The 23,714-nt window shown below is 65.4% G+C and carries 22 protein-coding genes; 6 read left to right on the forward strand and 16 right to left on the reverse strand.

What is annotated here, in order from left to right; all coding sequences use genetic code 11:
- Positions 1-9 precede the first annotated feature (9 nt).
- The 5 genes from FIU89_RS17670 (at position 10) to cueR (ending at position 6,215) form a co-directional block, all read left to right on the forward strand.
- Positions 10-1,647 carry a long-chain fatty acid--CoA ligase gene (locus tag FIU89_RS17670; RefSeq protein WP_152493807.1) on the forward strand — a complete coding sequence of 546 codons (1,638 nt, stop codon included), beginning with the start codon at positions 10-12 and terminating at the stop codon, positions 1,645-1,647.
- Positions 1,644-2,663 (forward strand): phosphotransferase family protein, encoded by a 1,020-nt coding sequence (locus tag FIU89_RS17675; RefSeq protein WP_152493808.1) that lies wholly within the window; start codon positions 1,644-1,646, stop codon positions 2,661-2,663. The genes FIU89_RS17670 and FIU89_RS17675 overlap by 4 nt, the downstream gene beginning before the upstream one ends.
- The gene (locus FIU89_RS17680) at positions 2,660-3,073 is read left to right on the forward strand and encodes a PaaI family thioesterase (protein ID WP_152493809.1); all 414 of its coding nucleotides are present in this window, start codon (positions 2,660-2,662) and stop codon (positions 3,071-3,073) included. Before FIU89_RS17675 ends, FIU89_RS17680 begins: the two co-directional genes overlap by 4 nt.
- 311 nt (positions 3,074-3,384) lie before the next feature.
- Positions 3,385-5,832: a heavy metal translocating P-type ATPase gene (locus tag FIU89_RS17685; RefSeq protein WP_254701724.1), complete on the forward strand. Its 2,448-nt coding sequence runs from the start codon at positions 3,385-3,387 to the stop codon at positions 5,830-5,832.
- The gene (gene cueR, locus FIU89_RS17690) at positions 5,829-6,215 is read left to right on the forward strand and encodes a Cu(I)-responsive transcriptional regulator (protein WP_152493810.1); all 387 of its coding nucleotides are present in this window, start codon (positions 5,829-5,831) and stop codon (positions 6,213-6,215) included. Before FIU89_RS17685 ends, cueR begins: the two co-directional genes overlap by 4 nt.
- A gap of 59 nt (positions 6,216-6,274) precedes the next feature.
- On the opposite strand, the gene FIU89_RS17695 is transcribed toward cueR, so the two are convergent.
- From FIU89_RS17695 to FIU89_RS17770, 16 genes are all read right to left on the reverse strand, one after another.
- Positions 6,275-7,591, reverse strand: a complete 1,317-nt coding sequence (locus FIU89_RS17695) for an FAD-binding oxidoreductase (RefSeq protein ID WP_254701725.1) — start codon at positions 7,589-7,591, stop codon at positions 6,275-6,277.
- Positions 7,592-7,602: 11 nt separating this feature from the next.
- Positions 7,603-8,334, reverse strand: a complete 732-nt coding sequence (locus tag FIU89_RS17700; protein WP_152493812.1) for an SDR family NAD(P)-dependent oxidoreductase — start codon at positions 8,332-8,334, stop codon at positions 7,603-7,605.
- A complete protein-coding gene (locus FIU89_RS17705; protein WP_152493813.1) occupies positions 8,331-9,062 on the reverse strand; it encodes an SDR family NAD(P)-dependent oxidoreductase in 732 nt (243 codons plus the stop codon). The genes FIU89_RS17700 and FIU89_RS17705 overlap by 4 nt, the downstream gene beginning before the upstream one ends.
- Positions 9,062-10,246, reverse strand: coding sequence for a cytochrome P450 (locus FIU89_RS17710; RefSeq protein ID WP_152493814.1), 1,185 nt, complete (start codon positions 10,244-10,246; stop codon positions 9,062-9,064). The genes FIU89_RS17705 and FIU89_RS17710 overlap by 1 nt, the downstream gene beginning before the upstream one ends.
- Before the next feature lie 31 nt (positions 10,247-10,277).
- Positions 10,278-11,753 (reverse strand): trimethylamine methyltransferase family protein, encoded by a 1,476-nt coding sequence (locus FIU89_RS17715; RefSeq protein ID WP_254701889.1) that lies wholly within the window; start codon positions 11,751-11,753, stop codon positions 10,278-10,280.
- Between the two features lie 74 nt (positions 11,754-11,827).
- Positions 11,828-12,592 (reverse strand): NAD(P)-binding domain-containing protein, encoded by a 765-nt coding sequence (locus FIU89_RS17720; RefSeq protein WP_152493816.1) that lies wholly within the window; start codon positions 12,590-12,592, stop codon positions 11,828-11,830.
- On the reverse strand, positions 12,589-14,082 hold the full coding sequence (locus FIU89_RS17725; RefSeq protein WP_152493817.1) for an aldehyde dehydrogenase: 1,494 nt from the start codon (positions 14,080-14,082) through the stop codon (positions 12,589-12,591). The genes FIU89_RS17720 and FIU89_RS17725 overlap by 4 nt, the downstream gene beginning before the upstream one ends.
- Complete coding sequence (gene dapA / locus FIU89_RS17730; RefSeq protein ID WP_152493818.1) at positions 14,079-14,987, reverse strand: 4-hydroxy-tetrahydrodipicolinate synthase; 909 nt, start codon at positions 14,985-14,987, stop codon at positions 14,079-14,081. Before dapA ends, FIU89_RS17725 begins: the two co-directional genes overlap by 4 nt.
- Positions 14,977-15,681, reverse strand: coding sequence for a GntR family transcriptional regulator (locus tag FIU89_RS17735; RefSeq protein WP_254701726.1), 705 nt, complete (start codon positions 15,679-15,681; stop codon positions 14,977-14,979). The genes dapA and FIU89_RS17735 overlap by 11 nt, the downstream gene beginning before the upstream one ends.
- 243 nt (positions 15,682-15,924) lie before the next feature.
- Positions 15,925-16,524, reverse strand: coding sequence for a hypothetical protein (locus FIU89_RS17740; RefSeq protein ID WP_152493820.1), 600 nt, complete (start codon positions 16,522-16,524; stop codon positions 15,925-15,927).
- On the reverse strand, positions 16,521-17,372 hold the full coding sequence (locus FIU89_RS17745; protein ID WP_152493821.1) for a carbon-nitrogen hydrolase family protein: 852 nt from the start codon (positions 17,370-17,372) through the stop codon (positions 16,521-16,523). Before FIU89_RS17745 ends, FIU89_RS17740 begins: the two co-directional genes overlap by 4 nt.
- A gap of 22 nt (positions 17,373-17,394) precedes the next feature.
- Entirely contained in the window at positions 17,395-17,808 is a 414-nt protein-coding gene (locus tag FIU89_RS17750) for a hypothetical protein (RefSeq protein ID WP_103764724.1), read from the reverse strand.
- Positions 17,809-17,886: 78 nt separating this feature from the next.
- Positions 17,887-19,251, reverse strand: a complete 1,365-nt coding sequence (locus FIU89_RS17755) for an FMN-binding glutamate synthase family protein (RefSeq protein WP_152493822.1) — start codon at positions 19,249-19,251, stop codon at positions 17,887-17,889.
- Between the two features lie 73 nt (positions 19,252-19,324).
- Complete coding sequence (locus tag FIU89_RS17760) at positions 19,325-20,194, reverse strand: GXGXG motif-containing protein (protein ID WP_172978157.1); 870 nt, start codon at positions 20,192-20,194, stop codon at positions 19,325-19,327.
- A complete protein-coding gene (locus FIU89_RS17765) occupies positions 20,182-21,117 on the reverse strand; it encodes a glutamine amidotransferase (protein WP_152493823.1) in 936 nt (311 codons plus the stop codon). Before FIU89_RS17765 ends, FIU89_RS17760 begins: the two co-directional genes overlap by 13 nt.
- Positions 21,118-21,197: 80 nt before the next feature.
- Complete coding sequence (locus tag FIU89_RS17770) at positions 21,198-22,667, reverse strand: glutamine synthetase family protein (RefSeq protein ID WP_172978202.1); 1,470 nt, start codon at positions 22,665-22,667, stop codon at positions 21,198-21,200.
- A 226-nt stretch (positions 22,668-22,893) separates the two neighbouring features.
- On the opposite strand from FIU89_RS17770, the gene FIU89_RS17775 reads away from it, so the two are divergent.
- Positions 22,894-23,577: a FadR/GntR family transcriptional regulator gene (locus tag FIU89_RS17775; protein ID WP_254701727.1), complete on the forward strand. Its 684-nt coding sequence runs from the start codon at positions 22,894-22,896 to the stop codon at positions 23,575-23,577.
- Positions 23,578-23,714: the final 137 nt, after the last annotated feature.

Raw genomic sequence — 23,714 nt, forward strand, 5'->3', positions numbered from 1 at the left:
ACCCGCACCATGCTCGGCCAGATGCAGCACCGCCCGCTCAGGATCATCGACATCCTGACCTACGCCGCCGAGGCCTTCCCCGAACAGGGCCTCGTCTCCGTGCGCGACGAAGGTGATACTCACCGCACCACCTATCCCCAGACGCTGGCCCGTGTCTGCCAACTGGCCCACGCGCTCGACGCGCTGGATCTGAAAACCGGCAACCGCATCGCCACGCTCGCCTGGAACGGCTACCGCCATTTCGAGCTGTACTACGCCATCGCCGGGATCGGCGGCGTCTGCCACACGATCAACCCCCGCCTTCCGCCCGAGCAGATGCAGTATATCCTCGACCACGCGCAGGACAGCGCGATCTGCGTCGATATCAGCCTCGTGCCGCTCCTGGAGAAGGTCACCCTGCCCAACGGCTGCCGCGTCATCGTCCTGACCGATGCCGACCACATGCCCGACGCCCCAGACGGCGCCCTCGCCTACGAGGACCTGCTGGCGGACCAGCCCCAGACCTACGACTGGCCCAGCTTCCCCGAAGACACCGCCGCCGGCCTCTGCTACACCTCCGGCACCACCGGCAACCCCAAGGGCGCGCTCTATTCGCACCGCTCCACCGTGCTGCACGCGCTCTTGGTCATCGCCGGCCACCCGCAAAGCCTGCGCCACGGGTCCCGCGTCCTGCCCGTGGTCCCGCTCTTTCACGTCAACGCGTGGGGGATGCCCTATACCGCGCCGCTGGCGGGCATGACCATGGTCATGCCGGGGCGCCAACTCGACGGGGCCAGCCTCTATGACCTGATGGATTCCGAACAGGTTTTCTCGGCTTGGGGCGTGCCCACCGTCTGGGCCGGCCTGCAACAGGAGATCGCCAAGCGCGGCACGCCACCCAACGGATTCAAGGATCTCGTGGTCGGTGGCTCCGCCGCCCCCCGCTCGATGATTGCCGCCTTCGAGGAGATGGGCGTCAACGTCAACCAGGCCTGGGGCATGACCGAGATGAGCCCCATCGGCACCCGCGGCATCCTGCCCAGCCGCCTAAACGACGCCCCCCTCGACGAGCGCATCGACGCCAAGGTCGGCGCGGGCCGCCGCCTTTTCGGTGTCGAATTCAAGCTCAAGGACGACGCGGGCAATCTCGTCCCGCACGATGGCGAAAGCCCCGGAGAGCTCTTCGTGCGCGGCAGCACCGTGATCTCGGGCTACTACAACAACGACGACGCCACCGCCGCCGCAATGGACGAAGACGGCTGGTTCGGCACCGGCGACGTCGCCACCGTCGATGACAATGGCCGCCTGATCGTTCGCGACCGCGCCAAGGATCTGGTGAAATCGGGCGGCGAATGGATCAGTTCCATCGACCTCGAAAATGCCGCCATCTCGCACCCGCTGATCGACACCTGCGCCGTCATTGCCGTGCCTCACCCCAAGTGGGACGAACGCCCGGTTCTGGTCGTGGTCCCAGCCGGTGACGAAAAGCCCACTCTCGCGGACATCCACGCTCACTTGGAGCCGCATTTCGCCAAGTGGCAGATGCCCGACGACATCCTCTTCACCGATGCCCTGCCGCTCACCGCGACCGCCAAGGTCTCCAAGCTGACCCTGCGCGAGCAATTCTCCGACTACGTCCACCCCGACCTGCGCGAGGACGGCGCGTGAGCCTGCCCCTCGACACCGCCGCGCTCGAGGCGTGGGCCAAGACCCACCTGCCCGCCCTCGAAGGCCCCATCACCGCCACCAAGTTCTCCGGCGGTCAGTCCAACCCCACCTACCGGCTCGACACGCCCTCGGGCCAATTCGTCCTGCGCCGCAAGCCCCCCGGCGTGCTCCTCAAATCCGCCCACGCGGTAGACCGCGAATACCGCGTGCAAAAGGCCCTTGCGGAAACCGGCGTGCCGGTGCCGAAGATGCACGCCCTTTGCGAGAACGACAGCGTGATCGGCTCGGCCTTCTACGTCATGGACCATGTCGAAGGCCGCAATTTCGACCAGCCGTCCCTGCCCGAAATCGCCCCCGAAGACCGCGCCCCCCTCATCGACGCCATGAACCGAACCCTCGTGGCCATCCATTCCGTCGACCTCGACGCCACCGGCCTCGCCGACTACGGCCCGCCCGGCCACTACTGCGAACGCCAGACCGAACGCTGGACGCAGCAGTACCGCGCCACCGCGACCGAGGACATCGCCGAGATGGACGCCCTCATCGACTGGCTCTTCGCCCACATGCCCCCCGATGACGGCCAGCGCACGCTCGTCCATGGCGACTACCGCCTCGACAACCTGCTCTTCGCCCCCGACACCCCCCGCGTCGCCGCCGTGCTCGACTGGGAGCTGTCGACCACCGGCCACCCCTATGCCGACCTTGCAGCGGTCATCATGCAATGGTCCATGCCCGCCACCGCCGAGGGGCGCGGGCTGGAGGGGATCGACCGCGCCGCCCACGGCCTCTGGTCCGACCGGCAGTTCATCGACACCTATTGCGAACGGCGCGGCATCCCCGGCATCGCGGATTTCAATTTCTACCTCGCCTTCACCTATTTCCGCATGGCCGCCATCCTTCAGGGCGTCAAGAAACGCGCCCTCGACGGCAACGCCTCCGACCCCGACCGCGCCCTGAAACTGGGCGCCTACGTTCCCTTCTTCGCCCGCTCGGGCCTGAAAGCCGCCACCGAATGACCGACACCTTCGACCCCAATCTGCGCGAGGCACCCTCGCCACTCTCCGAAACCCTCGGCTTCGACATGACCGACTGGTCCGAAGGCTACGCCCGGGTCGAGGCTCCCATCGCGCCCCATCTGATGAACCGCCAGGGCCTGCCCCACGGCGGTGTCTATGCCGCGATCCTCGACACCGCGATGGGCTTCTGCGGCTGCTTCACCGGCGATCCGAACGTGAAACAGAACGCGCTCACCCTCAGCATGACGGTCAATTACCTCGCCCGCGCCACCGGGAAGCACCTGGTGGCCGAGGCCCGCGTGACCGGCGGAGGCCGCTCCACCTTCTTCGCCAAAGGCGAGGTGCGCGACGACACCGGCACACTCATCGCCGAGGCGACCGGCGTCTTCAAACTGCGCGCCCGGAAGTAACCTGCAACCCCGTAGGCTGGGGTTCCACCCCACCGCGCCCCTCACACAAACGCTTCGCAACCGCGTAGGGTGGGGTTCCACCCCACCGCCCCCTTCGCACATGCGCTCCGCCAACGCATAGGGTCGGGTTCCACCCCACCGCACCCCTCGCACAAGCGCTTCACCGACGCGTAGGGCGTGGTTCCACCCCACCGCACCCCTCGCACAAGCGCTTCACCAACGCGTAGGGTGGGTGAAAACCCACGCGACTCCCATGAATTTCCCGAAAACTCCCTTGACCTTCCAGTCACTGGAACCCCTATCTCTGCCGCATGACAACGCTGAACCTCGAACTTGACGGCATGTCCTGCGCCGGCTGCGCGGGCCGCGCCGAACGCGCCCTCGGCGCGCTGCCCGGCCTCGGCCGCGCAACCGTGAACTTCGCCACCGGCACCGCGCAGGTGGCCACCGGCACCGCGTCGCTTACCGCCATCACAGGCGCGCTCTCCTCTGCCGGCTACCCCGCCCGTACCGCGCAAACGACCCTCGCGATCGACGGGATGCACTGCGCCTCCTGCGTGGGCCGGGTCGAGGACAGCCTGACCGCCACGCCCGGCGTGCTCAGCGCCACCGTCAACCTCGCCACCCGGACGGCACAGGTCACCTACCTCTCGGGCACCACCACCCCCGCCGACCTCGCCCGCACCGCCACCCGGGCGGGCTACCCGGCCCGCCCCGCCGAGGACGAGACGCCCGATCCCGCCGCCGCCCGTCGCGCCACCGAGGTCACCGACGCCCGCGATGCGACCCTGATCGCCGCCGTGCTGACGCTGCCTGTCTTCATATCGGAAATGGGCGGCCATCTCGTACCCGCCTTCCACGACCGGCTGCACGCAACCATCGGCCTCCAGGCCCTCTGGACCATGCAATTTCTCTTCACCACGCTGGTCCTCGCCTGGCCGGGGCGGCAGTTCCTGGTGCTGGGCCTGCCCGCGCTCCTGCGCGGTGCGCCCGACATGAACAGCCTCGTCTCCCTCGGCACCCTGGCCGCCTGGGGGTACTCGACGGTGGCCCTCTTCGCCCCCGGCGTCCTGCCCCCCGGCACCGCCGCCGTCTATTTCGAGGCCGCCGCCGTCATCGTCACCCTCATCCTTCTGGGCCGCTGGATGGAGGCCCGCGCCCGCGGCCGGACCGGCGCCGCCATCCGTCGCCTGATCGGCCTGCAACCCGACACCGCCCGCGTGATCCGCAAGGGTGCGGCACAGGACATTCCCGTCGCGCAGGTGAGCGTCGGGGACACGCTCCAACTGCGCCCCGGCGACCGCATCCCCGTCGACGGCACCGTCACCGACGGCACGTCCCACGTGGACGAATCCATGATCTCGGGCGAGCCCCTGCCCGTCTCGAAAACCACCAACGACACGCTCATCGCCGGCACCATCAACGGCGACGGCGCGCTCACCATGACCGCCACCGGTGTGGGCCGCGACACCATGCTCGCCCGCATCGTCGCCATGGTGCAGGAGGCCCAGGGCGCCAAGCTGCCGATCCAGGCCCTGGCCGACAAGGTCGTGCGCGTCTTCGTGCCCGTGGTCATCACCCTCGCGGTGCTCACCGTCCTGGCATGGCTCGCCTTCGGCCCCAGCCCCGCCCTCGGCTTCGCCCTCGTCGCCGGTGTCTCGGTGCTGATCATCGCCTGCCCCTGCGCCATGGGACTGGCCACGCCCACCTCGATCATGGTCGGCACCGGCCGCGCCGCCGAACTCGGCGTTCTTTTCCGCAAGGGCGATGCGCTCCAGTCGCTGGCCGAAGTCCGCGTGGTCGCCTTCGACAAGACCGGCACCCTCACCATTGGCCGCCCGACCCTCACCACGCTGCACCTCGCCCCGGGGGTCGACCGCGCCGACACCCTCGCCGCCATCGCCGCGGCCGAGGCGCAGTCCGAGCACCCCATCGCCCGCGCCATCGAGACCGCGGCCCGCGACGAAAGCCTCACCCTGCCCCGCGTAACCGAGTTCCGGGCCATCCCCGGCCACGGCCTTTCGGCAACCGTCAACGGCCAGAACGTGCTGGCCGGAACCGCCCGGCTGATGCACGACCATGCCATCGACATCGCCCCCTTCGCCGACGCGCTGGCGCACCTGACCGCCCAAGGCGAGACCCCGGTCTTTGCCGCCATCGACGGACGTCTTGCCGCCCTTCTCGCCGTCTCCGACCCGATCAAGCCTGCGGCCCGCGACACCATCCGCTCCCTGCATGAAAGCGGCCTGCAAACCGCCCTCGTCACCGGCGACACGGCAGCCACGGCCCGCGCCGTCGCCACCACCTTGGGCATCGACCATGTCGAGGCCGAGGTCCTGCCGGGCGACAAGCGCGACACCATCGCCCGCCTGCAAGACATCCACGGCGCCACAGCCTTCGTCGGCGACGGCATCAACGACGCCCCCGCCCTCGCGCAGGCCGATATCGGCATCGCCATGGGCACCGGCACGGACGTGGCCATCGAAAGCGCCGACGTGGTGCTCGTCTCGGGCAATCCCGCAAACGTGCTGACCGCGCTGCATGTCTCGCGCCGCACGCTGCGCAACATCCGCCAGAACCTCTTCTGGGCGTTTGCCTACAACGCCGCGCTCATTCCTGTCGCCGCCGGTGCGCTCTTCCCGCTGACCGGCGCACTCCTGTCACCGATGCTCGCCGCCGGCGCCATGGCGCTGTCCTCTGTCTTCGTGCTCAGCAACGCCCTGCGGCTGCGCCGCCTCTCGCCGGAGCCCACCCCATGAACATCTCCCAAGTCTCGGACAAGACCGGCCTGCCGCCCAAGACCATCCGCTATTACGAGGAGATCGGCCTTGTCACGCCCGAGCGCGGTGCCAACGGATACCGCGTCTTCGAAGACACCCACCTGCACAAGCTCGCCTTTCTGGGCCGCGCGCGCACGCTGGGCTTCTCGATAGAGGATTGCCGCACGCTGCTGGCGCTCTACGAGGACGACACCCGCGCCAGTGCCGACGTCAAGGCCATCGCCCGCGAGCACCTTGCACGGATCAATGACAAGATCGCGCAACTGCAATCCATGGCCGACACGCTCGGCCACCTGGTCGCGTGCTGCGCCGGCGACACGCGGCCCGACTGCCCGATCCTCAACGACCTCGCCCGCCACTGAGCGCCAGAATTTTTGTACGAAAATTCTCCCCCAAGATTATTCGTACGAATAATCTCAGGCTAGAGTTCCGCCCCCGCCTTCCACTCTCCCCACTTCATCGTCGCAGTCGCCCCGACATAGGTGAAGGGCAGCGGCGGCAGGCGCGACGGTGTTCCCTGCGCCATGACGTGGTCCACGATCTCGCTCTCGATCCCCGAAGCCAGCTCCGCCATCGCCATCCCGTGCAGCGTGCCCCGCGCCGTGCCCAGACCGTTCTGGCAACAGGCCGAGAAAAGCCCCTCCTCGACCTCGCCCAGCGCCGGCGCGCCGTTCCAGCTCAGGCACAACCGACCGCCCCAGCGATACTCCATTTCGACGCCCGCCAATTGCGGGAACCGCGCCGCGAAAGCCTTGTCATGCGACCGTCCCATCCCTGCCACCCGGCCTTGGGAAATCTTCAGCGACGGATCATACGTGACCCGGTTGCGCATGATGATTCGCGTGCCGCCCGTCCCGCTGATCTTTCGCACCGTGCTGCCCATCGGGTCGGCAGGTGTCAGCCCCCAACGCGCCGCGCCGCGCAGTCGTGCAAGCTCGTCCTCGCTCAAAGGCCGGGTCATCGACGCATAGAGAAACAGATGCAGCAGCCGTCCCTTGAACTGCCCGAAACTCTCGGCATGTCCGTTGACGGCCAAAATCACCTTCGGCGCCGTCACCCGGCCTTTCGGCGTCATGGCCACCCAATCACCCTCGCGCCGCAGTTCCGTCACCGGGCTATCCTCGCAAATCCTTACGCGATTGCTGGCCAGCCCGCGCGCCACGCCCTGCACGAACAGCGCCGGCTGGATCATCGCAGTCCCGGGCGTGTATAGCCCGCTGCGGTAATAGTCCGATCCGGTCAGATCCCGCATGGCGTCGGCATCGAGCAGATCATGCGCCTCGCCCATCGCCTCCAGGTGCGCGGCATAATCCAAGTTGTGCCGATGCCCTTTCGCACTCGCCGCCGCGTTGGTCTTGCCCGACCGCACGAACGCCTCCACGCCCAGCCCGAACGCCTCCGCCATCTCTGCGGCAAAGTTTATCGCCGCGCGGTTCATCCGCGTCTGCGCCATATCCTTCTCCAGCGCGCCGCCGTAATCCTCCGACGACAGGTCATGCGGCAGGTCGATCATGAAGCCCGAGTTTCGCCCCGCCGGCCCTTCACCGATCCGCTTCGCCTCCAGCAGCACGATCCGCGCCTCCGGGTGCAGCTGACTCAACCGCCGCACCGCCGCCAGCCCGGCAAATCCGCCGCCGATCACCAGCCAGTCCGCCGTCGCCGCCTCTTCCAGCGGCTGCGCAGGTTCCGCCTCGGGCAGGATCGCGTTCCACCCGGTCACACCGGGATCGCAAGGCATCCGGCGCACCTTCATGGCAGGCTCAATTGGGCCATCCGGCCGCCGTCTATGGTCCAAACCTGTCCGGTCACGAAACTCGCCTCGTCGCTTGCCAGCCAGCAGATCAATTGCGCCACCTCCTCGGGTTTGCCGGTCCGCCGCACAGGGTGAATCCCCGCGATCCCGGCGCGAAACGCCGTCGGGTCCGGCATGCTCTCTATGAAATCCTCGTTCAGCGGTGTGTCGATCCACCCCGGCGCCACCGCGTTGCAGCGCACGCCGTCCTTCCCGTGATCCACCGCGACGGCACGGGTCAGCCCGTGCAACCCTGCCTTCGACGCGGCATAGGCCGGATGCCGCGGGTTCGAGCCCAGCCCTTCGACCGAGCCGAGATTGACAATCGCGCCACCATCCGCGCGCAACATCCCCATCCCGTGGCGGATCAGCAGGAACGGCACCGTGAGGTTCATATGCAACTGGATGTCCCAGTCCGCCTTTGACGTCTCCTCGACAGTGCCCTCGCGCATGATCCCGGCATTGTTCACCAGAATATCAAGCGTGCCCGCCTTCTCCGCGACCTCTGCCATCACCCGTTCGGGCACCGCCTCATCACTGAAATCCGCCGCGATATCCTCGTGCGCCGACGCGCCGCGCTGCGCACAGAACACCCGTGCGCCGCCCTCGGCCAGCATCGCCGCCGTGGCCGCGCCCATGCCGCTCGACCCGCCGGTGACCAGCGCGACCTTGCCGTCGAACCTGCTCATATCACGGCCTTTCCACCGTTCACTTCCACCAGCGCCCCGCACATGTACCGCGCCGCGTCCGACGCCAGGAACAGCATCACGTCCACGATCTCTTGCGGGCTGGCGATATGCCCTAGCGGCACGCTCGCGTTCAGGTCTTCGATGGCCCGCTCCGGGTCCAACCCGCGTGCCGCAAAGCCCGTGCGCAGCATTGCCGTGTCCACCTCGTTGGGGCAGACCGCGTTCACCCGGATGCCCTGGTGCGCGTGATCCCGGCCAAGGCATTGCGTCAGGCTGGCAATCGCCGCTTTGCTGGTCACGTAGACCGGATGGCTCGGTCCCGGCCGCAACCCCCAGCAGGACGAGGTGTTCACGATCGCCCCGCCGCCCCGCGCGGCCAGGATCGGGATCGCCGCCCGACAAATCCGAAACGGCGCCTCCACATTCACCCCCATGGTCAGGCGCCAGTCGTCATCGCGCGCCGTGGTAATGTCACCCCGCGTGATCACGCCCGCATTGTTGAACACCAGGTCCAGACCGCCCAACGCCGCCTCCGCCCTTCCCGGCTGCGCGTCGCAAAACGCCCCGTCCAGCAGGTCACCATCCAGATGCGCCTCGGCCTCCACCGCGCCGCTCTGTCGGTCGCTCACCGCCACAAGAGCGCCCTCGGCCCGCAGCGCCCGCACCAGCGCGGCGCCGATGCCGCCCGCGCCGCCTGTGACCAGCGCACACTGTCCCTCGAACCGCATCACGCCACCTCGTACTTCACTGGCAGGCTGAGTGCCCCTGTGTTGCCGCTGTCCGGCAACCATTCCGGCGCGCCATCATACGCCACCGTACGGAACGTCTGCCGCAGCGCATCCAGCGCACAACCCGTATCCGTCCGCGCCACGAAATGCCCGATGCAGTGATGCGCCCCGCCGCCGAAGCCGAAATGCCGCTTGCGCTTTTTGGTGATGTCAAAGGCCGGATCATCGCAAATCTCCGGGTCCCGCGCCGAGGCATGGACCAGCAGGTTCAAAACCGTGCCCTTGGGGATCACCATCCCGTCCATCTCCACATCCTCCACGGCCTCGCGGGTAGACCACGTGGTCGTGGGCCGCGCGCGGATGAACTCCTCCACCGCGTTCGGGATCAGGCTCTCGTCCCGGCGCAGCATCTGCCATTGCTCCGGGTTCTCGATAAACAGCGACAGGCCAAGCCCCAGCAACGCCCGCGTCGTATCCACCCCGCCGAAGATCGAAATCACGATGGTGTTCAGCAATTCCTCGTGCGTGCAGTCCCCGTTGCGGTCGAACTCCGTCACCATGCGCGCAACGTAACTCTCGCTATCCTCACCGCGCCGCACCTTGACCACCAGTTGATCGGCCAGTTGAAACAGCGTCTCGCAGGCCGCGTTGAACCGCTCTTGATACTTCGGCGCCTCGATCCCCATCGCCAGCCCCAGGTCGGCGGCGTTATGCGCCACCAGCGGCCACGCCTCGCGTTCCATCCCCAGCAGCGTGGTGATCGCCTGCCCCGCAAAGGGCTCGCAAAATGCCGACTGGAACTCGCAGGCGCTCTTCTCGCGCAGTTCCGCACAAAGGTCCCGCGCGATCTCATCGAAGGCCGGGACCAGCGACAGCACGTACTCCTCGCTCAGCGCCGGTACCGCCAGCGCGCGTAGCTTCTGATGGGCGTCGCCTTCGCGCCCGATCACGGAATCCCGCCAGAAATCCGCGAACCGCCCCTCGATCCCCACCGTGTCCGGCCAGTTGTGACTGCCTTGCCGAAACCGCCGGTCGCGCAGGATCTTGCCCACCTGCCGATACCGCAAAACCGCCAGACCAAAGGGCGTCTCGGCGAACCAATGGGCTTCCCGCGCCGCGACAACTTCCGGCCCCCGGGTGGAAAACCCCGGGTCTTTCAGGTCCAGATACGGCAGGTTGCCCATGCGCGTCACTCCTTTGCGCCGTCGCGCGTTCTCAATACTCCTGGTTCAACGCATCCGCCGCCGGGATCTCGCTTTCCCGTTTCGTAACATACGCCAGCAGCGCCTCGTTCACAGCCTCGTCCAGCTTCGGCTCTTCATACTCGTTCAGCATCTTGCGCGCATAGGCCTGCGCCCTTGCATTCGCCTCCACCCCACCCTCGGCCTGCCACTGCTCGATCGAGTTGTTGTCAAAGAGATCCGGCATGAAGAACGCCCGCTGGAAATTCGCCAGCGTATGGGGATGGCCAAGGTAATGCCCCCCGGGGCCGATATCGCCCACGGCCGCCACCGCCTCATCGAAATCGTCCCAGCGGATGCCCTCGGCCATGCGGTAGGCCATCGCGCATTGCTCGGCGTCGATCACGAACTTCGCCATCGAGCAATGCATCCCCGCCTCGTTCCAGCCCGCCGCGTGCCACATGTAATTGGTCCCGGCCATCTGCAACGCCATCAGGGTCGTCGCACTCTCGTACCCCGCCTGCGCGTCCAGCGTCTTGGCCCCGCCAAGGTTGGTCGAGGACCGCCACGGCACGCCGTAGAACCGCGCCATCTGGCCGATCATCATGTTCATCAGGCTGATCTCCGGCGTTCCCGCCATCGGCGCGCCCGACTTCATGCTGACCGTCGAAAGGTAATGCCCGTAAATGGCCGGACACCCCTTGCGCACGACCTGAGTATAGGCCAGCGCGCTCAGCGCCTCGGCATTCAACTGCGCCACGGCAGGCGCAACAGACGCCGGCGTATTGGCCCCGCCCAGAACGAACGGGCTGCACAGCACCGGCTGGTTGCGGCGGCAGAACGCCCGCATCGCGCCAAGCATGGTTTCGTCCCACACAAGCGGGCTGTTGCCGTTGCAGTTGCCCGTCGCCACCGGATGATCCTCGAGGAAGTCTTCCCCAAAGAGGATCGCGCACATCTCCATCACATCCTCGGCGTTCTTCGGGCTGGTCGTCATCCCCATGAACGTCTTGTCCGAGTGCTTCATGCTGGAATAGGTGATCCGCAGATGCCGCTGGCTGATCGGGTGGTCATAGGGCTCCACGATATGATGCGCGCTGGAATGCAGCGCCGGCGACATCTGCGCCAGCTTGTGGAAATTCGCCAGGTCCTCCAGCGTCGGATTGCGCCGCACGTCGTCCAGATCGCGCAGGAACGGTGCGCCCGTCATCGGCACGAAGATCGCGTGCTCGCGGCCGAATGGCAGGTTATTGGCCGGGTTCCGCGCGTGATAGGTGAACGTGTCGGGGATCGACTTGATCAACTCCCGCACCAGCCCCCGGTCCAGATGCACCCGGTCGCCGTCGCGCACCTCCGCGCCCACACGCTTCCAGTCGGCAATCGCGATCTCGTCGCGGAACACCACCCCCACGTTTTCCAGGATATCCATGCTCGCCGCGTCGATGCGCTCGATCTCTTCCGCGCTCATCGGCTCGGTCAGCGGCAGCCCCCGCTTAAGGCTGGGCAACATCTTCACGTCCCGCACGGCCCGCAGCGCGGTCCGTGTGCCGCGCCCTCGACGCGCCGGTTTTTCTGTTACTGCTGTCACGCGTCGTCCTCCATGCTGTCTGATATTCCGTCCAGTATCCCGGGCAGCCCGTCAAAGGCCCCCTGCGCCGCCAGCCCCTCGACCATCTGCAGGTTCAGGGTGTTGGGTGTGGCCAGCGCAATCTTCTCGTCATGCAACTCGCCCGCGCGGTCCCGGCTTAGGCCGTTCAGAACCCCGGTCACCAGGTTGCTCACATAGATCTCCGCCGCCTCGGGTGACCCGGTCTTGCCCGCCAGCCACCCGGTGCCCTCTTCCAGAAGGCCCAGCACCGCGGCGACCATGGTCGAGGCCGCGAAATGGTGGTTCAGCGCCGCCTCGTCCGCCTGAGGCAGCACCGGGTTCTCTGTCCCAAAGAGCGCCTGCACGACACCCGGATCCCCCGCCACCGGCAAGGGGCAGCCACCGTTCTCGATAAACCCGTAAGGGATCGTCACCGACACGTCCCGCACCGGCGCACAGGCCGCCACGATCTCGGCCATCGGCACGCCCGCCATGACCGAAACGATCTTCTGTTCCGCCCGGAACGGCAGGCCCGCAACGACGTCTTTCCAGACTGCCGGGCGCAGGCACAAGAGCAAGACATCGCTTTGCTCCACGACCGCCGCATTCTCCGCCACTGCGATGCCCAGACCGCTCTCCGCTAGCGCCGCCGACACCGCCTCGCTGCGGCGCGACACCGTTACGTCATGTCCCTTACGTGCCAGCGCCCGCGCCATCGGCGCCGCGATATGCCCGGTCCCAAGGAACCCGACCCGGCTCATCCCACCAGATCTCCGTCCTTGGGATCACTCAGATCGACCCAGATCGTCTTCACCTCGGTGAACTGGTCATGGGCATGGACACCGTTGTCGCGCCCACCGAACCCCGACTGCTTGTAGCCACCAAAAGGCGTCGCGATGTCCCCCTCGCCATAGCAGTTGACCGTCACCGTCCCCGCCCGGATCTCCCGCGCCGCCCGAATGGCCCGCCGCACGTTCGAGGTAAAGACCGACGCCGCCAGCCCGTAGGCCGTGTCATTGGCCAACGCGATCGCCTCGGCCTCGCTCGCCACCTCGATCACCGACAGGACCGGGCCGAAAATCTCCTCCTTCGCCCGCTTGTCGTCCTTCTTCACCTCGTAGACCGTCGGCGCGATGAAATTGCCCTTGGGCTTGGCGCCCCCGGCCACCGCCTTGCCTTTCAGATACCCCGCCACCTTCTTCGTGTGCTCGCCATCGACAAGCGCCCCCAGATGATTGGCCGGGTCCAGCGGATCGCCGGTCTTCCAGTCGCGCATCCGCGCCACGATCCGCTGCATCAGCGGCGCCTTGACGGCCTTGTGCACGATCACCCGGCTGGCCGCCGAACAGTTCTCGCCCATGTTCCAGAAGGCCGCGTTCACCACATGCTCGGCCACATGATCGAGGTTTTCGGCATCCTCCAGAACCACAGCCGGGTTTTTCCCCCCGCATTCCAAAGTCACCTTTTTCATATTGGAATTAGCCGCATAGCGCAGGAACCGCTTGCCGGTCTCGGTCGAGCCGGTAAAGCTCACCATGTCCACGCCCATATGCAGGCCCAAGGGCTCGCCCACGCTCGGCCCATCCCCCGGCAACACCTGCAACACACCGCGCGGCACGCCCGCCATATGCGCCACCTCCGCCAGCCGCAACGCGGTGAGCGAGGTCTGCTCGGCCGGCTTCACGATCACCGAATTGCCTGCCGCCAGCGCCGGCCCGATCTTCCACGCCATCATCAACAGCGGGAAGTTCCACGGCAGCACGCAGGCCACCACGCCCAGAGGCTCGCGCACGATCAGGCTCAGCGCGTCGTCGCCCGACGGCCCCACCTGGTCATAGATCTTGTCGATCAGCTCGGCATGCCACTTGATCGTGTGAATGACCTCGGGAATGTCCACCGTCTCGCAGTCGCGGATGGGCTTGCCGCTATCCAGGCTCTCCATCACCGCGAATTCGTGCCGCCGTCGCGTGATCAGCTTGCACAGCCGGATCAGCACATCCTTCCGCTCACTGGGATGCGCTTTCGCCCACTCCCCGCGCTCAAAAGCTTCCCGCGCCTTTTCCACGGCGAAATCCACATCCTTCGCGTTCGCGGTCGAGATCTTCGCCAGCACGTCCCCCGTCGCCGGGTTCACCGTCTCCATCACCGGCCCCGATCCCTTGCGGAACTTGCCATCCACGAAAGGCGCCTTGGGCAGATCGATCTCGGCGGCAATCGCGCCGTATTCGTCCCGTGTCAGAAGCTTGCTCATTTCTTGCCCCCTTCGATCGCGGCAATCGCGGTATTCATCGTACGGATCACTTCTTCCAGCGCCCGTTTGTCATCCTTGTTCAGCGGCAACAGCGGCTTGCGCGGCGGCCCCGCCGGAATGCCCCGCATCGTCACACCATGCTTGATGCACTGGATGAACTTGCCGCCCTGCTCCAGCACCCGCATCAGCGGCATCATCGCCGACATGATCGCCCGGCCCTTGGTGAAATCCCCCTCCACCACGCAGGCCCGGTAGAGCGCCACATGCGCCTCGGGCGCGAAATTCGACCCGGCACAGACCCAGCCTTTCGCGCCCCAGGCAAAGAATTCCAGCGCCTGGTCATCCATCCCGCACAGAAGCCCCAGATGCGGATAGTCCCGTGCGATCAAGTGCAGCCGGTTGATATCACCCGAACTTTCCTTGATGCCGCAGAAATTCGGCGAGCGGCCCAGGCGATCCAGGGTCTCCTCGTCCATGTTCACACCCATCCGGCCCGGGTAGTTGTACAGCATCACCGGCATATCCACCGCCCGGTCGATCGCCAGCGCGTGCAGCGCGATCTCGCGCCCCGTCGGCACCGAATAGGGCGGCGTCGCGACCAAAATCGCATCGGCGCCCACATCCCTGGCCATCTTCGCAAATTCGATACTGTCCTCGGTGCGCAGCGCGCCCGTGCCCACCACCAGCGGCACACGCCCCTTGATCAACTCATGCGTTTTACGCGCCAGCCATTCACGCTCTTCAAAGGTCTGCGCGTAATACTCGCCGGTGGTCCCGGCACTGATAATCCCGGCCACACCGCCCGCGATCAACTGCTCCACGACGTCGCCCAGCGCGCCCTCGTCCACCGTGAAATCCTCCCGATAGGGCGTCACGATGGGCGTCCAGATCCCCTCAAACTGCATTTTCACGATCCTTCATCGGCAAAACGTCAATCGGCAACGGGTCGGGGCTCACGAAGCGCTCCAGCCGATCCCGCGACAGGTTCCAGTGCTCTATCGTCAGATCGACCATCAGGCCCGGCTCTTGCCGCTCGATGGCCACGATCATCGCGTCATGGTGGTCGCAGGCCTTCACCACCCGCAGCGACTCGTCCGCCGAGGCGGGGCGATAGAACGTCTGGCTCAGCCGCGTATGGTCGATCAGCATGCGCTTCAGGCTGGGCAGCAGGTAGGGATTGTGCGCCATCTCTCCCATCGCCAGGTGAAAGCGGTGGTTCTGCAACGCCGCCTTCGCCGCGTCGCCGCTTTGCGTGGCCCGGCGAAACGAGTCCTGTATGTCCTTCAACCCGTCAATCTCATCCGACCGCCGGTTCTCGGCGGCCAGCCGCGCGACATTGGCATAGATCATCGGCGCGGTCTGAAAGAATGTCCGCAATACCGGCAGGTCCATCGACGCCACCTTGGCGCCGCGGTTCTGTGTCAGGTCCACATACCCCTCGCCGCCCAGCCGCTGCAGGATCTCGCGCATCGGCGTGCGCGACATGGCGTAACGCTCGCACAGCGTCGCCTCGTCGAGGTCGCTGCCGGGCGCGATCTCCTGCGTCAGGATACGCATCCGCATGTCTTCCAGGCACTGGGTTTTCTTGTCGGCGGTCAAATCGACTCTCCTTGCTGAATACATAATGTATACATTTTGTATTGCCGCGTCGATTCAAATTTCGCGCCCCCGCCGGACCACGCTCAATCCCCGCTTTTTCTTGCCAAAAATACTCGCGCCGCAGGCCCCCGCCCGCCACGGGCAAGACCTCAGGCCGAGCGCGTCACGCCACCCTCACGCCCCCGAGGCCACAAGGCCGAGGCAAACCTGCGCGCGTGAAACGCGCTCGATCGAACTGGAAGCCTAGCGCCGCCCGCCCACCGGCGGATCGGCCCGGCTCGCGTCCCAGTCGGGCTCGAAGCCCAGCACTTCCGTCGCCGGCGGCAGGGCCGGGTTGAACAGGACATTATGTGCCATCGTCGCCTGGTGCAGCAGGTTGTGCGGCGCCAGCCGCCAGACCTTGCAGTAAAGCTCGAACGCCTGCCCGTAGGCCTCGAACCGCAACGTCGCGTGCCCCGCCTCGTGCAGCGTCTTCGCGCCTGCGCTGCCCGGCGGGAAGGTCGCGGTCAGGATATCGGAAAACTCCTTGGCCTTCTGGTAATACGTCGCCGACAGGAATTGCAGCGCCGTCTGCCGCCGCTGCGCCGGGTCGTTGGTCTTGGCCGCCATGTGCTGCAATTCCGGCGTCACCGAATACCCCGGCGCCTTGTTCAACAGCGTGATCACCACGCCCATGGGCGCCTCGTGCCCTTCCGGCGTCACCTCCGGCATGATCGCATCATCCGGCCGCCCGTCATTGTTGCGCATCGCAAGCTGCCGCACATGGCACTGCCACTTCAAAAACCCCAGCCGCAGCGGGTTGTCGGAATAGCTCTGGCCCAACTGGGCCGCCAAAGATGTCATGCCACGCTCCTCTCGGGGTCTGGCGTTTCCATGTCGAACTCCCGGTCGCTGGTCAGGCTCGGCACCCGGCCAGCAGCGGTCTCGACGGCATCCAGGTCGATCTCCGCCTGAACCACGCCCGGCTCCGTGCCACCCTCGGCAATCACCTCGCCCCACGGCCCGACGATCAGCGAATGACCAAAGCATTCGCCCCCGCCCGGCACCGGCCCGATCGCACAGGGCGACACCACGAACCGCGTATTCTCGATCGCCCTTGCCCGGTTCAGCACATGCCAATGCGCCTCGCCCGTCTTCTTGGTAAAGGCCGCGGGACAGATCAGCATCTCCGCGCCGGCCTGCGCCAGCCCGCGCCACAGCATCGGAAACCGCAGGTCGTAACAGATCGTATGCCCGATCCGCCCGAACGGCGTGTCGTGTATGACGGCCCGGTTGCCCGGCGCCACCCGCTCGCTCTCGCGGTACACTTCCGTCTCGCTCAACTGGATGTCGAACATGTGGATCTTGTCATACCGCCCCGTGACCCTGCCCTGTTCGTCCAGCATGATCCCGCGATTAATGATCCGCCCGTCAGGCCCATCGACGGCGATGGAGCCTAGGTTGATCCACACCCCCGCCTCCCGCGCAAACGCCTGCGCATCTCTCAAAAACGGATGATCCGCCTCGGGGGCAGAAGGCGCCGCCACAGCCGCACCCTCCGTTTTCAACCCGCCGCAATATTCCGGCAGGAAAAGAACCTTCGCCCCGTCCGCCACCGCCCTCTCGGCCAGCGGCCGCGCCTCCGCCCAGGCCGATGCGAAATCGGGCATGGGCCGTGTCTGCAGGCAGGCGATATGGATCGGGCGCGTCATCTCTGGTCCTTTCAAAGTCCTCTTAGAACTTCATATAGGCCTTGCGCAGGTTCACCAAAGGGTGCCGGTCCGACATCTGGAACTTGATCAGCAGTTCCCGCGCGATCATGTCCCGGTCCTGCTGGTTGTCGGGCAGCTCGATCGTGTCGGGCACCCGCACCCAGCCGTTGTTGTTGCGATCGAACACCGCCGGCGAGCCTTCTTCATAGCCCATGTGCACGTCTTCCAGCCAGTTAAGATCGTCCCAGCCCATGGTCTCGATGTACTTTTCCAGGAACGGCGTGATCCGGTCATAATCCGGCACAAGGTTCACGTCATAGCGATAGCCGATATGCTGGCCGATTTCCTTTTCACGTTCCGAGCCAAGCCCGTCCTTGTCCTTCAGGAACTGGTCGACATCGGTGATCTCCGAGCCGCGATACTGTGTTCCAGCCATTGTTTTCTCCTCTTCCGGGGCGCCGGGGTGACCCCCGGCCTACGTTTGCGGTAGGGCGGGGTTAACCCCGCCACACCCTTAAAAATGGTGATAATCCTCGACGCCAACCGTATGGCCGGTGCCCGCCAGCGGAACCCCCGCCATGGCCGAGGCCTCCATCGTCAGCGCGGCCAAGTCCTCCGGTTCCAACGAGTGCAGGTAGGTCTTGCCGCACGCCCGTGCGAAGAGCTGCGCCTCGATGGTCAGCGTGTGCAGGAAGTTGTACACGCGCTCCGCCGCCTCGTCCGGGTCCAACCGCTCGCGCAGCTTGGGGTCCTGCGTCGCCACGCCCACCGGGCAGCGCCCCGTGTGACAGTGGTAGCAATAGCCCGGCTCGGCTCCGATCTCCTCGGGATAGTTGGCCTCGGGGATGTCCTTGTTGCAGTTCAGCGCCATCATCGCCGAGTGGCCGATCGCGATGGCATCCGCGCCCAGCGCGATGGCCTTGGCCACGTCCGCGCCGTTCCGGATCCCGCCGGCGTAGACCAAGCTGATCTCGCCGCGCTTGCCAAGGCTGTCGATGGCCTTGCGCGCCTGACGGATCGCCGCCATGCCCGGCACACCGGTATCTTCCGTGGCCAGGTGCGGGCCCGCGCCCGTGCCACCTTCCATCCCGTCAATATAGATGCTGTCCGGGTCACACTTCACCGCCATCCGCACATCGTCGAAAACGCGGCTCGCGCCCAGCTTCAGCTGGATCGGAATCTGCCAGTCGGTCGCCTCGCGGATCTCCTGGATCTTCAGCGCCAGGTCGTCCGGGCCCAGCCAGTCGGGGTGACGCGCCGGCGACCGCTGGTCGATCCCCGCGGGCAGCGACCGCATCTCGGCCACCTGGTCGGTCACTTTCTGACCCATCAGGTGCCCACCCAGACCAACCTTGCAGCCCTGCCCGATGAAGAATTCACAGCCATCGGCCAGAACAAGGTGGTTGGGGTTGAAGCCATAGCGCGACTGGATGCACTGATAGAACCACTTGGAGCTATAGCGCCGCTCGTCGGGGATCATGCCCCCCTCGCCCGAACAGGTCGCCGTGCCCGCCATCGTGGCGCCGCGGGCCAGCGCGGTCTTCGCCTCATAGGACAGCGCACCGAACGACATGCCGGTGATATAGACCGGGATGTCCAGCTCCAGCGGCACCTTGGCGCGCGGCCCGATCACGGTCTTGGTCTCACATTTCTCGCGATACCCTTCGATCACAAAGCGCGTCAGCGTACCGGGCAGGAATGTCAGGTCATCCCAGTGCGGGATCTTCTTGAACAGCGAAAACCCCCGCATCCGGTAGCGGCCAAGCTCGGACTTGATGTGGATGTCATCCATCACACGCGGCGGGAAGATAAAGCTGTCACCGATGCGATTCACATCGCGGTTCAGCTGTTTTTTCTGCGGCAGATCACCATCAGCCATAATTTGTAACTCCTTTGTCAGGTGCCGGGGTCAACCCCGGCCTACGGGGTGTAGGGCGGGGTTCACCCCGCCATCACAGGATCAGCTTCTTCTCGGACGGCTCGAGGTTGTCGTAGTTCCACAGCATCTTGCCCGCGACGACCTTGGTGAAGTGATCCACCCCCTTTTCGGGCATCAGGCCGTATTGCGTCAGCTTCCGTGTCAGCCACTTCTTGTCCAGCTCGGTCAGCTCCGCCTCGACAGCATCCACGCCAAGGCTCTTGATCTCGCCGCCCACGTAAATCGTGCCGTCATACATCGAGTCGCCCAGGTTCTTGCCCGCGTTCCCGCAGACCACCATCCGGCCCCGCTGCATCATGAAGCCACTCAGCGCGCCGGTATCGCCACCAACGATGATCGTACCGCCCTTCTGGTCGATCCCCGTGCGCGACCCCACCGAGCCGCGGCACACAAGGTCGCCGCCCCGGATGGCCGCGCCGAAGGTCGAGCCGGCATTCTTCTCGATCATGATCGTGCCCGACATCATGTTCTCGCCGCAGGACCAGCCCACGCGCCCGTTGATGCGCACGTTCGGCCCGTCGATCAGCCCGGTGGTGAAATACCCGGTCGAGCCTTCGATGATCAGGTTCAGCTTGCTCAGGATCCCCACGCCGACGCTGTGCATCCCGCGCGGGTTCTGCAGCACGATCGTGCCATACCCCTCGCGCATCAACTCGCGGATGTTCGAGTTCACTTCCGTCACGGTCTTGCCGTCACAGTCGATCTCGGTCCGCTTGTTGAAGTCCACGTCGGGCGCCCAGGGGTAGGTAAACCGCTCCTCGGCATCCGGGTCGAACTCGACGTAAAGCGACTTGCCCGTCAGCTGTTCGGTCCGCATGCCCAGCGCGGTCACCCGCTCCTCCTGGGTCATCTTCTTCAGTTCTGCGTCGCTCACGCTTGCCATACCCGGACCTCCTCATCATAGGGATCTGTCGTGTCGATTTCCTGCGGAAGGATCGCGCGGATCGCCACCTCTTCGCTCGCCATCGCGATCAGGTCGTCGGATTCATAAAGAACCAGCGGTTTCGCCGCCATCGTGTCTTTCGCCATGCCCAGTTGGTCCTTGGTGGCCACCAGGTAGGTGAACACCCCGTCGATCTCCTCGATCGACTTGCGCAGGCTTTCCTCCAGCGTGATGCCGTTGGCCAGGTTATGCGCGGTATAGACCGCCAGCAGCTCAGAGTCGCAGTTCGACATGAACCGGTGACCCTTGCGCTCCATCTCGCGGCGCATGATCCAGTAATTGGTGATCTGGCCGTTATGCACCACGCTCACGTCGTTATAGGGAAACGCCCAGTACGGGTGGGCCGACTTGATATCCACGTCCGATTCCGTGGCCATCCGCGTGTGCCCGATGGCGTGCGTTCCCTTGAAGTCATTCAGACCGTAGGCCTTTGACACAACCGATGCATCGCCCAGGTCCTTGATCAGCTCCAGGCCATTGCCCATCGACAGGATCTCGATACCGTCCTGCTCCTCGATATGCTCGGCCATCTCGCCCAGGTTGTCGGCGCCGGTGAACACATAGCGCAGCGCGTATTCCAGCGGCGCGTCCTTGGACTTGATCTTGGCGCCATGCTCTTCCATCACCTGTTCGACATAGGCGATGCGGTCCTCGATCACCTTGTGAACGCCACGGCCCTTTTCCATGTCCTCGGCCTCGGCCACCTTCAGGCGCATGATGTAATCGCCCTCGGTCGGTTCACCATATACCGCGTAGCCGGTACTGTCCGGCCCCCGGTGCTTGAGCGCCAGCAGCATCGAGGTCATCTCCGACCCCACATCGCTGCTCTTGCCCTTGTAGATTAGTCCAGCAATTCCACACATCTGGAAACGCCTCCTCTGGGTTGCATAGTCGTTTGATCGGCGGCGGGCTCCTCAACCCGCCGCCAGACGCATGGGATGCCTCAGGGCAGGCACTCCATGTACGTGTCCTTGTCCCAATCCGTCACGGTGGACATGAACCGGGCGTATTCGTCGTGCTTGTACTCGTCGTAAAGCCGGTACATCTCGCCGGGCATCCCGCGCTGCACCACCTCGTCGTTCTTGAGGTATTCCAGCGCCTCGCCCAGGCTCATCGGCAGTTTCTTGACGTCCTTGCCGTCCTTGATCGCCTCGTAGATGTTGCGCTCTTCGGGCTTGCCGGGGTCCAGCTTGTTGTCGATGCCATCGTCCATCGCCGCCAACAGGGTCGAGCCCATCAGGTACGGGTTCACCATGCTGTCGACCGAACGGTATTCGAACCGCCCCGGCGCCGACACGCGCAGGCCCGTGGTGCGGTTCTGGAAGCCCCAGTCGGCAAAGACCGGCGCCCAGAAGCCCGTGTCCCAAAGCCGGCGATAGGAATTCACCGTCGAACAGCCCACTGCGGTCAGCGCCTGCAGGTGATGCACCACGCCGCCGATCGCCTCCAGGCCCTCCTTGCCGGGCATCTGCGGGTCGTCGTCATCGGGCATGAACGTGTTCTCACCGCCCTTGACGTACATGTAGTTGTCTTTCATCCCCGGCAGATCCTTGGGATCGTTGCCGCACTTGACGAACTCGTCCTCGCCGCCGCGCCACAGGCTCATGTTGTGGTGACAGCCCGAGGCCGACACGCCCATGAACGGCTTGGTCATGAAGCAGGCGAAAATGCCGTTCTCGCGCGCCACCTGCGCACAGATCTGGCGGTACGTGGTCAGACGGTCCGCGTTGCGCAGCACGTCATCGAACATCCAGTTCAGCTCCAGTTGCCCGGGCGCGTCCTCGTGGTCGCCCTGGATCATGTCCAGACCCATCATGCGGGCATACCGGATCACCTGCATCGACACCGGACGCAGGCTTTCGAACTGGTCGATGTGATAGCAATAGGGCTTCGAATAGCCGTCGCGCGGCTTGCCGTTCTCGTCGAACTTCAGCCACATCATCTCGGGCTCGGTCCCGATGCGCAGGCTCCGGCCGTGCTTCTTCTTGAAGTCCTCGTGCATCCGGCGCAGGTTGCCCCGGCAGTCCGAGGTCAGGAACCCACCCGGATTTTCCTTTTCCTCGCGGTTGCGGAACAACGTGCAGTAAAAGCGCCCGATGGTCGGCGCCCAGGGCAGCTGCATGAAGGTTTCCGGTTCCGGGATCCCCACCAGCTCGGCCGCTTCGGGTCCATAACCCAGATACTCGCCCGCACGGTTGGTGAACAGGTTCACCGTGGCGCCATAGACCAGCTGAAAGCCCTTCTTCGCGACGGTTTCCCAGTGATCGGCAGGAATGCCCTTGCCCATGATCTTGCCGGTCACCGACACGAATTGCAGGTAAAGGTACTCGATGCCCTTCGCATCGATCATCTTGCGGACTTCTTTGATTTTCTCGTCGCGCCCGGGGGCCTCGACAAATTTCTCAAGATCCATTTCAGCCACGGTTTAGCTCCCTGATGTTGCGCCGCCTTTGTCAGATCGAGGATCGAATGACGGCCGGTATTTTAGGTGGCATGGGCAGGCATCGCGATGCCGCCCAGCACCCTCACGATTCCGAGACGCAATCCAAAAGTCAACCGAATTTGATCCAAACATGCAGTTTTTGCTGGAAATGGCCGCTATACGGTATATAATTGGTCCAAATAATGGAGGAATCACAGTGGGTGACGCACAAAGAATGGGCTCGGCGGACATTGCCGGCCTCATCCGGCGCGAAATATCGAAGGGCACGCTGCAACAGCACGACCGCCTGCCGCCCGAACGGGTCCTGTCCGAGACCTACGGTGCCGCGCGCGGCACCGTGCGCAAGGCGCTCATGCAATTGGAATCCGAAGGTTTTGTCGAGATCCGCCCCGGCAGCGGCACCTATGTCATGCACAAGACCGAGACGGCGGCGGCCAGCGCCATCGACAACGCCACACCGCTGGAACTGATGGATGCCCGATTCGCGCTCGAGCCGCACAGCTGCCGCCTGTCGGTCCTGCACGGCCGCCACGCCGATTTCGACCGGATGGAAGAACTTTGCGAACTGATGGAGGCCAGCCTCGACGACCCCGCCGCGTTTTCCGAGGCCGACACGCAGTTTCACCGCGCCATCGCCGACAGCACCCGCAACGGCCTGCTGGTCTGGATCCTCACCCAGATCGGCAGCGTCCGCGGACAGGACGACTGGACCCGCATGCGCCGCCTGACGCTGGACGAGCCGACGATCACCACCTACAACCGGCAACACCGCCAGATCCTCGATGCGCTCCGCGCCCGCGAACCCGAGCGCGCCGCGACCATCATGAAGGAACACCTGGAAACCGCCCGCCTGTCGCTCACGCGGGCCTCCGAAACCTGACATCTCCTGAGAGGTCCCGGATCAAGTCCGGGACGCGGTGGTTCTGGACCAGAAGGCCGCGCATCGACGGGCCGCGGTGCGGCGAGCCAACGGTGGGTCTACAGCACTTTATCCACGCCAAATCCGCAAGACATTCG

It is taken from the genome of Roseovarius sp. THAF27 (assembly GCF_009363655.1).
Taxonomy (GTDB): Bacteria; Pseudomonadota; Alphaproteobacteria; order Rhodobacterales; family Rhodobacteraceae; genus Roseovarius.